The 15,264-nt window shown below is 63.5% G+C and carries 11 protein-coding genes; 8 read left to right on the top strand and 3 right to left on the bottom strand.

From position 1 onward, the window contains the following. Positions 1–57 precede the first annotated feature (57 nt). The 8 genes from tnpC (at position 58) to LH20_RS06515 (ending at position 12,770) form a co-directional block, all read left to right on the top strand. Complete coding sequence (gene tnpC, locus LH20_RS06550; RefSeq protein ID WP_053553522.1) at positions 58–1,686, top strand: IS66 family transposase; 1,629 nt, start codon at positions 58–60, stop codon at positions 1,684–1,686. Beyond that, positions 1,686–1,979, top strand: coding sequence for a hypothetical protein (locus LH20_RS06545; RefSeq protein WP_053553521.1), 294 nt, complete (start codon positions 1,686–1,688; stop codon positions 1,977–1,979). Before tnpC ends, LH20_RS06545 begins: the two co-directional genes overlap by 1 nt. A gap of 390 nt (positions 1,980–2,369) precedes the next feature. Then, a complete protein-coding gene (locus LH20_RS06540; protein ID WP_235527143.1) occupies positions 2,370–4,856 on the top strand; it encodes a LuxR C-terminal-related transcriptional regulator in 2,487 nt (828 codons plus the stop codon). A gap of 121 nt (positions 4,857–4,977) precedes the next feature. Continuing rightward, the gene (locus LH20_RS06535) at positions 4,978–6,531 is read left to right on the top strand and encodes a hydantoinase/oxoprolinase N-terminal domain-containing protein (RefSeq protein WP_053553519.1); all 1,554 of its coding nucleotides are present in this window, start codon (positions 4,978–4,980) and stop codon (positions 6,529–6,531) included. 5 nt (positions 6,532–6,536) lie between these two features. Then, positions 6,537–7,640, top strand: coding sequence for a DUF917 domain-containing protein (locus tag LH20_RS06530; protein ID WP_053556134.1), 1,104 nt, complete (start codon positions 6,537–6,539; stop codon positions 7,638–7,640). Beyond that, on the top strand, positions 7,640–8,374 hold the full coding sequence (locus LH20_RS06525) for an aspartate/glutamate racemase family protein (protein ID WP_053553518.1): 735 nt from the start codon (positions 7,640–7,642) through the stop codon (positions 8,372–8,374). The genes LH20_RS06530 and LH20_RS06525 overlap by 1 nt, the downstream gene beginning before the upstream one ends. A 14-nt stretch (positions 8,375–8,388) precedes the next feature. Next, positions 8,389–10,569, top strand: a complete 2,181-nt coding sequence (locus LH20_RS06520) for a TonB-dependent receptor (protein WP_053553517.1) — start codon at positions 8,389–8,391, stop codon at positions 10,567–10,569. A 449-nt stretch (positions 10,570–11,018) separates the two neighbouring features. Next, complete coding sequence (locus LH20_RS06515) at positions 11,019–12,770, top strand: sensor domain-containing diguanylate cyclase (RefSeq protein ID WP_235527142.1); 1,752 nt, start codon at positions 11,019–11,021, stop codon at positions 12,768–12,770. 14 nt (positions 12,771–12,784) lie between these two features. Here the strand turns inward: LH20_RS06515 and sciP are convergent, their stop codons facing one another. The 3 genes from sciP to LH20_RS06500 form a co-directional block, all read right to left on the bottom strand. Then, complete coding sequence (gene sciP, locus LH20_RS06510) at positions 12,785–13,072, bottom strand: CtrA inhibitor SciP (protein WP_053553515.1); 288 nt, start codon at positions 13,070–13,072, stop codon at positions 12,785–12,787. A 144-nt stretch (positions 13,073–13,216) separates the two neighbouring features. After that, positions 13,217–14,440: an NAD(P)/FAD-dependent oxidoreductase gene (locus tag LH20_RS06505; RefSeq protein ID WP_053553514.1), complete on the bottom strand. Its 1,224-nt coding sequence runs from the start codon at positions 14,438–14,440 to the stop codon at positions 13,217–13,219. 78 nt (positions 14,441–14,518) lie between these two features. After that, positions 14,519–15,259 (bottom strand): helix-turn-helix domain-containing protein, encoded by a 741-nt coding sequence (locus LH20_RS06500; protein ID WP_053553513.1) that lies wholly within the window; start codon positions 15,257–15,259, stop codon positions 14,519–14,521. Positions 15,260–15,264: the final 5 nt, after the last annotated feature.

Below are 15,264 nucleotides of genomic sequence, written 5' to 3'. Positions count from 1 at the left end.
TTTTTGGAAAGTGGCGGTTTTTCTGGACTTTCAGGCCATTTCTCCGTAGCAAAGGCCATGCTGAACGCGGCCCCCGATCTTCCCGAAGATCCCGCCCTCCTCAAGGCGATGATCGCTGCGTTGCAGGCCGAGAACGCGAAGCTGACGACCACGCTGCGCGCCCATGACCTGGTCGTCCAGGCCCTCCGCTTGCAGATCGCCAGGCTGAAGAAGCAAGCCTTCGGCAAGTCCTCCGAGAAGATCGAGCGCGAGATCGCACAACTTGAGCTCGCGCTCGAAGACGTGCTCGTCTCCGTCGCACAGCAGGCCCCCGTAGCAAGCGATCAGGACGATCCCGACCCTGATCTCGCGACCGCTCCCTCCGACACGGACCCCACGCCGCGCCCATCGCGGCGACCCCGCGTCTCGGCAGACACGCCGCGCGAGCGCCGCGAGCTTGATTTCGGCAACACCTGCCCCGATTGCGGCGGTGAGCTGCGCCTGGTCGGCGAGGACGTGAGCGAGATCCTCGAGATGATCACGGCAAAGCTCAAGGTCATCGAGGTCGCCCGCCCGAAGAAGTCCTGCCGCTGCTGTGAGAAGATGGTTCAGGCACCGGCCCCGAGCCGGCCGATCCCCGGCAGCATCGCCGGGGCAAGTCTGCTTGCCTACGTGCTCGTCTCCAAGTTCGACGATCATTTGCCGCTATACCGGCAAAACGAGATCCTCAACCGTATGGGCGCCGATATCCCGCGCAGCACACTTGCCGACTGGTGCGGCCGATCGATGCGGGTCTTGCAGCCCGTGATTGACGCGATCGAGGCCACGGTCCTTGGCAGCGACATTCTGCACGCCGACGACACACCGATCCGCGTACTGGCGCCGGAACGCCGCGCCAAGGGCATCGGCAAAGGGGTGATGCAAGGCCGGATGTGGGCATATGTGAGGGATCAGCGCCCCTGGGCGGGCACCGCGCCGCCCGGGGTCGTCTATCGCTATGCCCCCAACTGGAAAGCCGAGCATGTCCAGAACCATCTTCGCCATGCGCGCGGCATTCTCCAGGCTGACGCCTACAAGGGCTATTCGAAGCTTTACGAACTCGGCACGGATGGAGAGCCCCGCTTTCGCGAGGCCGCCTGCTTTGCCCATTGGCGACGGGATTTCCACGACATCTGGAAGTCACAAAAATCTCCGATCGCTCACGAAGCGCTCGAGCGGATCGGACAGCTCTACGACGTTGAGCGCGACATCGCGGGCAAGCCCGCCGATGTTCGGCGTGCCGTGCGACAGGAGCTGAGCAAGCCCAGGCTCGAGGCTTTACATGCCTGGGCCCAGACGCAGCTCACCCGGATTCCCGCCAAGGGGGATCTGGCCAAGGCCTTTCGCTATGCTCTCGCCCGCTGGCACGCGTTCAGCCTTTTTCTCGACGATGGCCGCGTCGCCATCGACAACAATGCCGCCGAACGCGCCGTCAGGCCGATCTGTCTGGGCAAGAAAAATTGGCTTTTCGCCGGCTCCGGGGCCGGCGCCGAGACGCTGGCGCGCGCCATGACACTCATCGAAAGCGCCAAGATGAATGGCCTCGATTCCCAAGCCTACATCACCGATCTGCTCGATCGCATCCACGACCACAAGATCAACAGGATCGACGAGCTTCTCCCCTGGAACTGGTCGCCGCTCGTCACTCGCCAGGCGATCGCCGCCTGATGGGCACAATCACCTACGTCCGCACCCTCGACTATGTCGCCACCATGCTCGAGGAAGACGCAGAGCTGCTGGAAGCTATCGTCTCGAACGATGACAACCTGAGCTACGGCAACATCATCAGCGTCTACACCGGCCCGGACGACGCGATCGCCGCGCTCACCGATCATGGTGTCGAAGAACTGGCCGACATGATCCGCGACGCACGCCGCACGACCAAATCATGGCACCAGTTCCTCGATAACGTCGTCGTCGATCCCAAACTCGCCGCACGCCTCAAGCGTCAGCCGCGGTAGCTATCGGACGGTTACGGTCTTGCAATCGACGATCAAATCTCCACCCAATTCCATCCATTTTAGAAGCCTGAATTGCGCGCGGTAACAGGCCGGCCTTCGGGGCGCTCAAAGCGCGTATGATCCAGAGCATAGCTGCCCGCCGGGGAAGCGCCGCAGGGATGCGGCGAGCCCAGAAGCGGCTCGAGGAAGTGGGCCGATCAGGGAGCCTCGCGCAGCAAAGCACCGCTGCCGGACGCGGTCAAAACGCCATGCTCGATCGATACGCGACCGGTAGAGTCGCTTAGTCCGCTCACTGCCCTGACTGATTGTTGGGCATCCGCTTGCCCCATCGTCCTACTTGGTAGTAGCAGTTCAATCGACATAATCGAACTGGTGATGATCGGGGTTCGAATGGCGGAGGGAAATCACGACCGGCTGGTTGATCGGATTGTGGCCGGGCGAGGCACCGTCGTGCTTTTCGCACCACCTGGATTTCACAAGTCGCGGCTGGCGCAGGCCGCCGCACAGAAAATCGCAGCCAACAGCGGGTATCCCATCAGACTATTCGGCCTGTTGGAACATGAAGCCAACCCGCGGGCCGCCGCAGATGCGGTATTGACCGACGCGAGGCAGGTTATCGTGATCGACGATGTCGACGCTGCCGATGGTCGATGGCTCGGCCTGGCGCTCGAACGGACAAGTTCCTCCAACTCCGGCCAAAGGGTGATCGTCTCGATGAGCCAGGTCGGTGATTTTCCGCTGTCGCGAATGGACGCGCGGCAAGCCATCGACGTTCTCGACGCCAACGCCTTGCGCCTGCGACCGCAGGAAATTGCCGAAGTCACGCAGGCGATGATCCCGGCAAAAAGCCGCGGCCGCATCCGTGACCTCGCCGGGAACTGGCCGATCGCGCTGGATTTGCTGTGCGCATGGTCGGCGTCGACAAGGGGCCATTGCGAAGGGCTCAGCGACCTGGATATTGTGAGGGAAAGCCGCCTCGGTGATTTTATAGCCCAAGACATTTTGCCGCTGCTCGCTCCCGAGGAGCTGACGGCTCTCGTCCATGCGAGCATGCTCGAAACGGTCGATACCGACATCCTCTCGGGCATTGCCGGCCAGCGGAGCGACGGCCAGATCATCGCGGAGATCGCTTTCCGATTGAGGGGCCTCGTCGATCGGCACGGCGGGCAATTCCAATTGCAGCGGGCAATGCGAATCTGGCTACGCGATGCGGTGGCAGTGTCCGATGGCCGCAGCCGGGCCGATGGTCTGGTTGTCATGGCGGACCGCTGTTCTGCGAAGGGGCGGCTCGGCGAGGCGGCCGTTCTGGCCAGAATGGCGGGCGATTCCGCTCGTATCCGCACTTATGCCCGCGAGCACGGCGCGCTGCGGATATGGATTGTCCACGGCTTTTCGGTTCTGAAGTGCCTGCTCGACAATTCGAGCGCCGACGACATCGCGGAGTCGGCGGTACTGAAGATGATCGAGTGCATCGTTCATCTGAAATCCGGCCGCATCCATGTTGCCCAAGACCTATTCGAAACGCTGGCTCGGGATATGGGCGCCACGCATCCCTTGAGTGTCGACGTCGAACTCGTGCGCGTGACCTTGCTGGTCTATGGCTGTTCGCTGGAACGGACGGGTGACCTCGAGCTTTTGAAGCGGATTATCGGCGAACAGGCCGACGATGCGGCGATGCGCACCTTCCTTGCGACGCTTTCGGCCATATTGAACTGTCAGCGCGCGCGGTTCGACACGGCGATAGCCAATTTGATCGACGCGCGCGCGCACGCCGAAAAGGCGGGGTCGCGTTACAATCTGATGTTTCTGCAGATGCACGAAGCGTCGATTAACCTCGCCCAGGGAAGGTTGAAGCAGGCGAGGACCTGCGTGACCGATGCGCGGCGACGGTGGCAGCAGGAGTTCGCGCATGATGTCGGCGTCGAAACGGTGATCGCGGCACTGAATGCGTCGATCGAATTCGAATCGGGGCAACTGTCGAGCGCCCGCAACTCGTTACGCAAATCGGCGAACCGCATGCCCGAGGCTGAAGCCTGGTTCGACATATATTTTGCAGCCTATGAAGTGATGATCCGCGTCAATATCGCCGACCACGGCATCGGGCCTGCAATCGTGGCGGTAGAGGACGAGGCGCGCAAATTGCGGGCGCAGGGCTTGCCCCGCGTCGGCGATCTGATCGTCGCGCTGGGACTGTGCGCTGCTGGTGAGGCCCGGCTGCATGGAGCCGACGTGGCGACGCCCGCCCATTGGACCATTCCCCGGGCCGGGGCGACGGCGAGCTGGCAGGAGCTTGAAGTCTTCACGATTGCGCGCGCCTATGCCTGCTATTTCGATCAGAACATCGCCGAAGCCTGGGCCTTGCTCGATGAAGCGATATCGGAGGCCGAGGCTCGGGGATTGCAACGCTCCCGGCTCCGCTATCTTCTCGTTATGTTTGCCTTAGCCAGTGCGGAGGGCGAAACCAGCCGCGCCAATACCGCGCTGCGCGCTGCTGTCGTCATCGGCACCGCGAGCGGCATGCGACAGATTTTTAGAGAGATCGCGGGCCGCAGGTTCGCGCCGATGATCCGCGCCTTGATAGACGATGATACCCTGAGCGAGGCTGAGCGAGGCTTTGTCGCCAGGTTGGTCAATCGCCTGCAAGAACGAGACAGCATCGCCAGCGGAAAGCTGTCCCGGCGCGAAATTGAGGTTTTGCGAACATTGGAGGCCGGCGGGTCGGACAAGCAACTGGCCCGCCAGCTCGGCTTGTCGGAACATGGCGTGCGCTTTCACCTCAAGAATATCTTCAAGAAGATGGGCGTTCATGATCGCGCGTCGGCCGTCGCCGCCGCACGGAAGCTCGACCTGGACGCCGATACCTCCACATTTCGGTAGGTTCACCCAGATCCTCGTTCGCTGCGACTACTAGGTAGGATATAAAACCTACTCAACGACGCTCTTGAGCCATTCATTCTCCGCGCGGAAAGCTTTTGCCGAAATCGAGCGGAGGGTGTGGATGCGCATAGGTGTGGATGTCGGCGGGACAAATACGGATGCCGTGCTGCTGGCAGGGAAGACCGTTCTGGGCGCCGTAAAGCGGCCGACCCGCGCCGATGTCAGCTCGGGCATTTCCGACGCCATTGGCGCCTTGATCGATACCTGCGGCGTCGGACCGGACGCGATCGATGCAGTGATGATCGGCACCACCCATTTTACCAACGCCTTCATCCAGCGCCGCGAGCTTGTCCCCGTCTTCGCCATTCGCGCGGGCTTCCCTGCCGGGCGCGGGATACCGCCGTTCAGTTCGTGGCCCGACGATCTGAAACCGATGCTTTGCGGCGGCTCGAAAATGGTGGCCGGCGGTTATGAGTTCGACGGCAGAGAGATTTCTCCATTGGACGAAGCGGCGATTGTCGATGCCATCGGCGAAGCCCGTGCCGCAGGTATCAGGCAAATCGCGGTTTCGTGCATCTTCAGCCAGCTCAATCCCGCTCATGAGGAGCGCATCGCAGCGCTGGTTTCCCAGCACGCGCCCGAAATCGAGGTTTCACTCTCCTCGGAACTGGGGCGCGTTGGATTGCTTGAGCGCGAGAATGCTGCGATCATGAATGCCAGTCTGCGGCCGCTGGCGTTGACGATCACGACAGCCTTTGAACGCGCGTTGCAGGATCTCGGCATTTCGGCGCCCTTCTACGTCAGCCAGAATGACGGCACGCTGATGAGCGCCCCCCATATGCAGCGTTACCCGGTGCTGACCTTTGCAGCCGGTCCCACCAACAGCCTTCGCGGCGCCGCGTGGCTGACGGGCGCAAGTGAGGCCATCGTGGTCGACATCGGGGGCACCACTTCCGATCTAGGCGTTCTGATCGATGGCTTTCCGCGGCAGTCGACCGTTCACGTCGATGTGGGCGGGGTCCGAACCAATTTCCGAATGCCCGATATCCTGTCGATCGGCCTAGGTGGCGGCAGCCGTGTCCGCTCGGGCGCGCAGGGCGTTTCGGTAGGCCCCGATTCGGTCGGCTTTCGTCTGCACAGCGAAGGTTTGATCTTTGGCGGGGGCACGCTGACGGCCAGTGACATCGCAGTCGCCCGAGGACAGGCCGCATTCGGCGATCCCGCGCTCGTGACGGGCATGCCGGAAGATGTAGTCGCCGGGGCAGCGCGCGCGATCGCCGCGCTGGTCGACGACGCCATCGACCGCATGAAAACCTCGCCGCGGGACATTCCGATGATCCTGGTCGGCGGCGGCGCCGTCCTCGTATCCGATACGCCCCGCGGCGTGTCCGAAATGCTGCGACCCGATCATGCGGGGGTTGCCAACGCCATCGGTGCCGCCATTGGCCAGGTCAGCGGCGAAGTCGACCGGATTTATAACATCCCCGACGGCGAGGCGCGCTCCGCCGCGATTGCCGATGCAGAGGCGCAGGCCCGCGCACAGGCGATCAGCGCCGGTGCCGCGCCCGACAGTATCAGAATCGTCAATGTCGAGGCGGTTCCCCTGCAATATCTACCCGGAGGAGCGACGCGCATTGTCTGCCGCGCCATCGGTGACCTGGCTTTGGCGGAGTGACGATGATGGCGACCGAAATCACGCTCGAGAATATCGAACATCTCGCCATCGGCTCTTCGTTCCTCGGTACCGGCGGCGGCGGCGACCCTTATCTCGGTTCGCTGCTTTGCCGCGAGGCGATCGCCAAATTCGGCCCGGTTCGGGTGATATCCCTCGATGAACTGTCCGACGACGCCAATGTCTTCATCGCCGCTGCCATGGGCGCGCCGACGGTGATGATCGAGAAGCTCTTTTCGATCGAGGATCAGCATCGCGCCGTTGAAACGCTCGAACGATTTCTTGGTCGCCAGGCGACCGCGATCATTTCGGCGGAAATCGGCGGGTGCAATTCGATGATGCCGGTGGCCTATGCCGCGATGCGCGGGCTGCCCATCGTCGACGGCGACGGCATGGGGCGGGCTTTCCCGGCCTTGCAGATGACGAGTTTCAATATCGAGGGTGTCGCCTGCGCGCCGCTGACGGTCGCCGACGAACATGGCAACAGCGTCCTCTATCAGACGACGACGGGCCTGAAGGCGGAGGAACTGGCCCGTCCGGTTGCGGCCGCGATGGGCGCCAGCGTCTGCATGTCCTGCTATCCGATGACCGGGGCGGAGGCGCGCCGCGCTGCCATTCCCAAGACGCTGTCGGGTGCGATCGGGATCGGCGAGGCGGTCTCGCGCAGCGACGATGCTCGCTCGCCGATCGATCGTCTGGTCGCGGCCCTGCGCAGCCATGACTATTACAAGGATGCCGAGGTGATCTTTCGAGGGAAGATTACCGCGCTTGAACGCGATACCTCCAAGGGTTGGGTTTTCGGAAGTTGCACGGTTTCGGCCATGACCGGCGCGGAACAAGCGGAGCTGAAGTTCCAGAACGAAAATCTGATTGTCACGGTCGATGGCCGGTTACGCTGCATCGTGCCGGACCTGGTGACGATCGTCGATGCCGAAACGGCCCATGCCATTCCCACCGAACGGCTCGCCTATGGGCAGCGCGTTGCGGTCGTCGGCTGCAGCGCGCCGCCGCTCCTCACTACGCCGCGTGCGCTCGAGGTGGTTGGGCCGGCCTGTTTCGGTCTCACCGAATCCTATCGCCCCATCGCCAGCCTTAGCAAGGACATGATCTGATGCGTATCCATCTCGTCACGCCGATCGTCACCGAAGGAATTCGCACGCTCGACGACGTTGCCGATCTGAACGGAAACGGCCTTTCCATCACCCAGTCCCTGATCTCGGCGGGTCCGGCTTCGATCGAGTGCGAATTCGACGAGGCGATGGCGGTGCCAGGGATCGTCGCCGAAGCGATCGCCGCGGAGCGGTCGGGCGCCGACGCCGTCATCATCGATTGCATGGGTGACCCCGGGCTCAAGGCCGTGCGCGAAGTCGTGTCGATCCCGGTCCTTGGTCCTTCGGAAACCGCCATGCACCTCGCGGCCATGCTGGGCCATCGCTTCAGCATTGTCACCGTCCTCGATTCGGTGGTGCCGATGATCGAAAACCTCGCGACGCTTTACGGCATGGCCGGCAAGCTCGCGTCGGTCCGGGTTATCGATATTCCGGTGCTCGAGCTGGAATCGGACCCGGCGCGGTTGACCGAGGAACTGGCCCGGGCGTCGCTGGCCGCGGTCGAAAGCGACGGCGCTCATGCCATCGTGCTGGGTTGCACGGGATTCCTGGGCTGCGCCGAGGCCATCGGTTCCGCGCTCACGGCAAGGGGACACGACCTGCCGGTCGTCGATCCGATCCCGGCAACGGTCTGCACAGCGCAGGCGATCGTTCGAGCCGGCTTGCGGCACAGCAAGCGGACTTATGCCAAGCCGCAGCCCAAGACACTCAAAGGCTATCCAAATATCGACTTCTAGGGGGGAGACAGTTCATGTTGAGGGATCATTTTCGCGGAGCCGGGTGGCTCGCGTTGGCAATCACCAGTTCGCTCGCCGCCACCGCGGCTTCCGCGCAGCAGGCCGGACCAGAGGCGCCGGAAGCGAAGGCGCCGGACACTGCTCTCGGCGACATCGTCGTCACCGCCCAACGCCGCGAACAGCGCGCTGATGATGTCGGCGTCACGATCAGCGTGCTGAGCGGTGACGATCTTGAAGCTGCCGGAACCCAATCGATCGTTGATCTCGCTGCCGTGACGCCGAATGTGCAAATCAAGAACGTCATGGCCAACAGCATCACCAATGTCAGCATTCGCGGCATCGGCCTCAACGACTATGCCGTGAACAATAATCCGGCGGCCGGCATCTATGTCGACAATGTCTATCTCGTCTCCCCCGCGATGCTGACGTTCGGGCTCTACGACGTCGATCGCATCGAGATTTTGAAGGGACCGCAGGGCGATCTATATGGTCGCAACACGACCGCCGGCGCAGTCAATATCATCAGCCGCAAGCCGTCATCGGCCACCGATGTCCGACTGGAAGGCGGGTTCGGCAGCTACGAAAGCTGGCACCTCGACGGCGCGGTCGGAGGCGCGCTCACTCCGACCCTGAACGCGCGGTTCGCGCTCCAGACCGTCCAGCAGGGGTCCGGACCGCAGACCAATTATGTTACTGGAAACCGGATCGGGAGGATCGATCGCACCAACGGCCGCCTGCAATTGCAGTGGGAGCCGAGTGACGCGATCACCATGCTCCTCAATCTCCACAAGGGCTATGATCGGTCTGACACCGCCTTGTACAAGGCGGATAATGTGCTGACCACTGAAGAGGATGCCTATGCCGGCCAGCCCCGCGTGGCGGGGGCCGGCACCGATCCCCGAATGGAGCTGGAATCGACGGGGGCCTCATTGACGGTCAACTGGACGCTGGCCCCGCGGTTGTCGCTCACCTCGATCAGCGCCTATGAACATTTCACCCGTCTGCACGCCGAAGACACTGACGGAACGTCGCTGGTTTTCCTCGATGGCACCTACGCCAACCGGATCGACCAATATTCGCAGGAGATAAGGCTGGCTTATGACGCCGACGACCTCACGCTGATCGGCGGGGCCTTTTATTCGCGGGACAAGGTGCGGGCGCATGATGAATTTTATGCGCTCGATCTGCTCCCGCTCCTTGGCTTGGCCGGACTTGACACCATCGGAAACAATTATCGCCAACGCACCGACGCTTACGCGGTTTTCGCGCACGCTGAATGGACGCTCGCACCAAGGCTGACGTTGGTCGGCGGCCTGCGTTATACCGAAGAGCGCAAGACCTTTGACCAGGCCACCACTTTCCTTTGCGCGGCAGGTAGTTGCAACGACCTGTTCGCGCCCGTTGCCAACAAATATTCGACCTCCAACGTCTCCGGCAAAATCGGCCTGAACTACAAGGCCGGGGAGCGCACCCTGATATATGCCAGCGTCAGCAGGGGCTTCAAATCGGGCGGGTTCCAGGGGCAGTTGACCTTTGATCCCAGCGTTCTGCAACCCTTCGGTGACGAAAAGCTGACCGCCTATGAAGTGGGGATCAAGACACGCGTGGCACCCAATCTCCAGGTGAACGCGGCCGTGTTCGACTATGAATATCGCGACGCGCAAATCTATGGCCCGCTCTTCGATTCTCCGATCGGAGTCTTGTTCGGCATCGCCAATGTCGGCGACGCGCGCGTCAAGGGTGCAGAAGCCGACGCCTGGTGGCGCCCGGCAGACGGGCTCGATATCCGTGCCGGCGTCGGTTTCATCGATACGGAAGTAACCAAATCGGTGGTGGCTGGCGTGGCGAAGGGCAGCGTGCTCCCCAATTCACCGCGACTGACCCTCAACGGCCTGGCAAAATATGAATGGGCCGTTTCGGACCGGGTCGATGCGGACATCATATTGTCCGGCAAATATCAAAGCCGGGTCCGCTTCGACATCGTTCGCAGCCCACTGGAGGCGGTCGAGGGGGGCTATTTCGTCGGCAACGCCGAAGTCGGCGTATCGGTGAATGACCACTGGCGAGTGTCGCTATGGTGCAAGAATATCTTCGATCGGCTCTATCGCACCCAGGCCTTGAACACGAGCGTCGGCTGGACCCGCCAGTATGGACACCCGCGTACCGTCGGCGTCAATATCTCCTACCGATATTAATCGATCGGCGAGGCGCCCACCGGAACTCATCCCGGCGGGCGCCCGCAAGCTCGCCCGGACGCAGCGGTCAGCACGAGGAAGCGCAGGGCGAGCAACGTCACCGGGCGGGCGCGATCCGCTTCGGGCGTTGCAAATCATCCAGCGCATTTTCGCTCGAAATGGCGGCCGGCGAAAAGTCCGCCCGTCCGCATGCTTGGTCGCGGCGGGTGGCGGCAAAGGCAGCGACCCCGCGGCGCCCATACGCTCGGGACGATCGCAGACAATGCCATCCCGGCGCCCGCGCGCGGACCCATCTCAACGGGACCGCGCTGCGCGCCGGGCTGGAAAATGCCGTGGCAGGACATGGCCTCGCTCGGCAAAGGCGCCCAAAATCGAGATAGTATTACTCGCTTGCCCGGTAAGCATTCCCAAAGACATAGGCGCCATAATTTTTCGCGATGACGTCCATGATGCGCCTCCTGATTCGCCTTTGCGTACGGCTGCTGCTTGCGCTGGGAGTCGTCGCGCCAGTCGTCGGAACGGCACCGGCGGAAGCGACCGCGCTTCGCCTTAACGAGGCGGTGTGCCACGCGGTGAGCGGGCTCGACTTAAGCGATACGAAGCTTCCCGAACTTCGCTTCTCCTGCACTGGGTCGCCCGAACGATATCAGCAGGCCAGCCTTTGGCTGCACGCCGATATGAACACCCTCCCCGCCCCGCGCGGCAGAGCAGCCCTCATGGTGCATCATTCGCGCTTCGACAGGCTCGCGGTCGCCTTTGCCTATGCAGACGGCGCCGTTCGCTGGCAGCAGGTCCGTCAGGGCGATTATGGCATGCACTGGCGAGCGGGCGGGCAGATCCTGTTCGAGCCCCCGGAACGCTCCGCGCCGCTCACATCGGTGACGATGCGCTTCGACCGCCTCGCCAGCCATCAACTCATCCGCGCGCATCTCTTGCCGGCGGGCGAAAGCAGCATGCAGGCGGCCGGCATGGCAGCGGCGGTTGGCGCCGCGCTTACCCTCCTTCTCGTGAGCGGCATCTACAGCCTTTCGCTGGCGGTCGCAGTCCGCCGCCAGTATCTCGCCTGGCAAGCGGCGTGGGCGGGGACGATGCTCCTCTGGGGCACCTTGTGGTCGCAAATCCATCTCGCCTTTCTGCCCTTCATGGCGGGCACGCTTTCGGCGCAGATTTGCACCTTCCTTTCCTGTCTTGCCATTGCACTTGCCACCGCCAGCGCGGTGACTGCGCTCGACCGAAGCGGCGTTCCCAAAAGATGGCGGCACGTCACGCTTGCCCTTGGTCTCGGCGTCGGACTTGCCGGCATTCCGCTCGCCATGATGCGCAGCGGCGATATCGGCCGCTGGGCGGATCTCCTGGGTCTGGTCATCCTCGCCGACCTTGCCGCCGTGACGATCTGCCTCGTGGCTGCCTGGCGGCGCGGCTCAGGCGAGGCTCGCGACTTTGCCGCGGCCTGGGGCCTGCCGATGGCCGTGCTCGCCTTCATCAACCTCGTCGATGTCGAAGACGGCCTCTGGGGCGGCGGCTCGAAACTTCTCATTCTGATCGCTGCGACCTGGCAGGCGCTCTGGCTTTCCGCGGCAGCGACCCGCCGTCTTTCAAAGCTACGCATCGAGCGGGATCGTGCGCGGCTCGCCGAGGCGCAGGCGCGCGAGCTCGCGAGGCGCGATCCGCTGACCGGGCTTCCCAACCGCCGCGGCTTCATCGAAAGCGTGAGCCCCCTGCTCAAGCGGGCACGCGAGGATGATCTTCCAGCGGCGTTGCTGCTCGTCGACATCGACCGGTTCAAGTCGATCAACGATGTGTATGGCCACCACGCCGGCGACGCTGTCTTGTGCCGGATCGCGCGCCGCATCGCGCGGTGGGAAGGCCCGATCTGCACGGTCGCGCGCCTTGGCGGTGAAGAGTTCGGACTGCTGACGATCGGCATGGACGGCATCGTTCTTGATCGCTTCGCCGAAAGCATCCGCCGCGAGATTGCGGCCTGCGATCATAGCGAGACAATCGGCGATCGCGCGGTCACGGCGAGCATCGGGGTCGCCGAGGTGCGCCCGGCGTGCGATTTTCAGCGGCTCTACAAAATTGCCGACGATGCGCTTTACGAGGCCAAGCACGCGGGGCGTAACCAGGTATCGCTGCAGCGCCTTGCCGGAGCCGACGTCCCATCGGCCGATAGTGCGAACCGCGAGGCCGCGCTGCGCTGAGCAGCCCCCTCAGTTCAGATACCGAACCGGTCGCGATAGAATTGAACGCGCGTCGCGCGCAGCGCCGGAACACCGAGGCGGTCATAGGCGCGTTGCCACGAGGCGAATTCTTCAAGGCTCAGATTATAACGCTCGCACGCTTCGTCTACCGTGATCAGCCCGCCCTCGACCGCGGCGACGACCTCGGCCTTGCGGCGGCTCACCCAGCGCCGCGTATCGCGCTTCGGCAGATCCTTCAGCGTCAGCTTATCGCCCATCGGCCCAATCACCGATACCGGGCGTATCTTCTGATTTTCAAGCACAGTGGCACTCCGACGTTGCGGCCCATGGCCGCGGTGTGCCCCCCTCTTTCCCCGCGAGAGAGGTTTATCGGATCGCCGTAAAGAAAGGGTTAGAAAGTGGGATCAGCTTGCCGCACCATGCGCACGGTAGAACCCGCAATCGGCCTAGTTGCTGAGCAAATCCTTAAGAGGTGTCCCGGCATCGGCGAGCTGCTCAGGGGTTGCGCGAAGGCCTGCGGTGACGATCATGCGGCCCTGCACATAGTCCTTCGTCGCATTGACGCAGTCGATCGCGATGACCTTGCCTGCCTTGAGATAGACAATCGAAAAGCTGCGCGCCGCCGGGTCACCCCTGAGGACCGCCTGGTCGTGCCCCGTCGAAAGGCCTGCCGTCTGGAGCTTCAGGTCATACTGGTTCGACCAGAACCAGGGGATCGCATTGTAGGGCGCCTCGTCGCCGACGATGCCCTTTGCGACGACATTGGCCTGGTCATTGGCGTTCTGAACCGATTCAAGGCGGATGCAGGCGCCCTCGGCAAAAGCATTCTCATGCGCCGCGCAGTCGCCGATCGCATAGATATCGGGAAGGCTCGTCTTGCAATGGCTATCGACGCGAACGCCATTGCCGCCCTCGGCGCCCGCCGCGATGAGCGGCTCGACCGCCGGCACGATCCCGATGCCGACGATGACGAGGTCGGCCGCGATGACCTCGCCGTCGGCGAGGCGCACGCCCGTCACATGGCTGTCGCCCTCGATCGCGGCGACCGAGACCCCGAGGCGAAGGTCGACGCCGTGCGCGCGGTGCTCCTTTTCATAGAAGCGCGAGAGATCCTCGCCCGCAACGCGCGCGAGCACCCGGTCGAGCGCCTCGAGGAGGACAACCTTCTTGCTCGCCTTGGTGAGCACCGCCGCCGCCTCGAGCCCGATATAGCCGCCGCCGATCACGACGATCTGCCTTGCGGTCTCGGACGCCGTTTTCATCGCATCGGCGTCGGCGCGGGTACGCACGCCCTGCACGCCGGGAAGATCGCCCCCGGGGATCGGCAGCATCCGCGGCCTTCCCCCGGTCGCCCAGACAAGCTTGCCGTAACCGATCGTCTCGCCGCTGTCCGTCGTGACCGTGTGCGCGGCAGGATCGACGCTGGCGACGCGCTTGCCGAGCAGCATTCTTACCTCGCGCTCGTCCCAATATTTGGCGGGGCGGAGCTGGATGCGCTCGAATTCCTTCTCGCCCGCGAAATATTCCTTCGAAAGCGGTGGGCGCTCGTAGGGAAGCTCGGCTTCGTCACCGATGATCGCAATGCTGCCTTCAAACTTCTGCGTCCGAAGCATCACGGCTACCTGCGCCCCGCCGTGCCCCCCGCCAACAATCACCACGTCGAACTGCATCGCTTCCTCTCGCTACGGTTTCCCCGCTAATCGCGCGCGTCCATGACATGACAGGGACCGCGAAACAAGAAGCATTGGCTATTGCGCCCCGAGGTTCAGGTCATCGCGCAGCGCAATCAGCTTGAGGCCGAGAGCTTCAACCTCGGCCTCGCCCCGCGATCCTGCGACGATCGACGCCGAGAGGCAAAAGCCCGGCGCAATGCTGACGAGACCGACCGCAACGGTACAGACGCCGCGGTGTGCGTAATCGCGGTCGACGGCGAAGCCTTTGCGTGCCGCCTCGCGTACCTGCGCGGCGTAGGTTTCGAAGGGCAGCTCTGCTTGCCAGCGCACGGGGGCATAGCGGCGTGCAAGTTCGGCCTCGTCCACGCCCTGTGCCGCAGCGATAGCCCGGCCCGCGGCGCCGCCGCCGAGCGGCTGGCGCTGCGCATCGGCGAGCCTCAGGCGCATCCCCGCTTCGCTTTCGGCGTGCGCGGCAAGCTGCATGCGGTCGCGCGAGACAATTTTCCAGAGCCCGACCGCCGCGTCGGTTGCCTGCGCAAAGCGCGTCATCATGGGCTGCGCGCGCTCGGCCAGCCGCAGCGCCGTCCCGTCGCGCAGAACCTCAGACCCCGCCCAGGCAAGCGCGAGCCGATATTGCTTGCTGCGCGCATCGCGTTCGACCGCACCCTCGGCGGCGAGCGTCTTCAACAGATTGAGGCAGCTTGAGGGGCTGAGCTCAAGAACCCGGCCGATGTCGGAGAGCGACAGGGGGCTGGTATCGGCAAGCAGCCGAAGAATGGCGAAGGCCTGCGAAACGGAGCGAACCGGACCGGTCATGGCCA

The organism is Sphingopyxis sp. 113P3, assembly GCF_001278035.1.
GTDB lineage: Bacteria > Pseudomonadota > Alphaproteobacteria > Sphingomonadales > Sphingomonadaceae > Sphingopyxis.
Note: the sequence above shows the minus strand (reverse complement) of the source record. Positions and strands in the feature narration are given on the sequence as shown.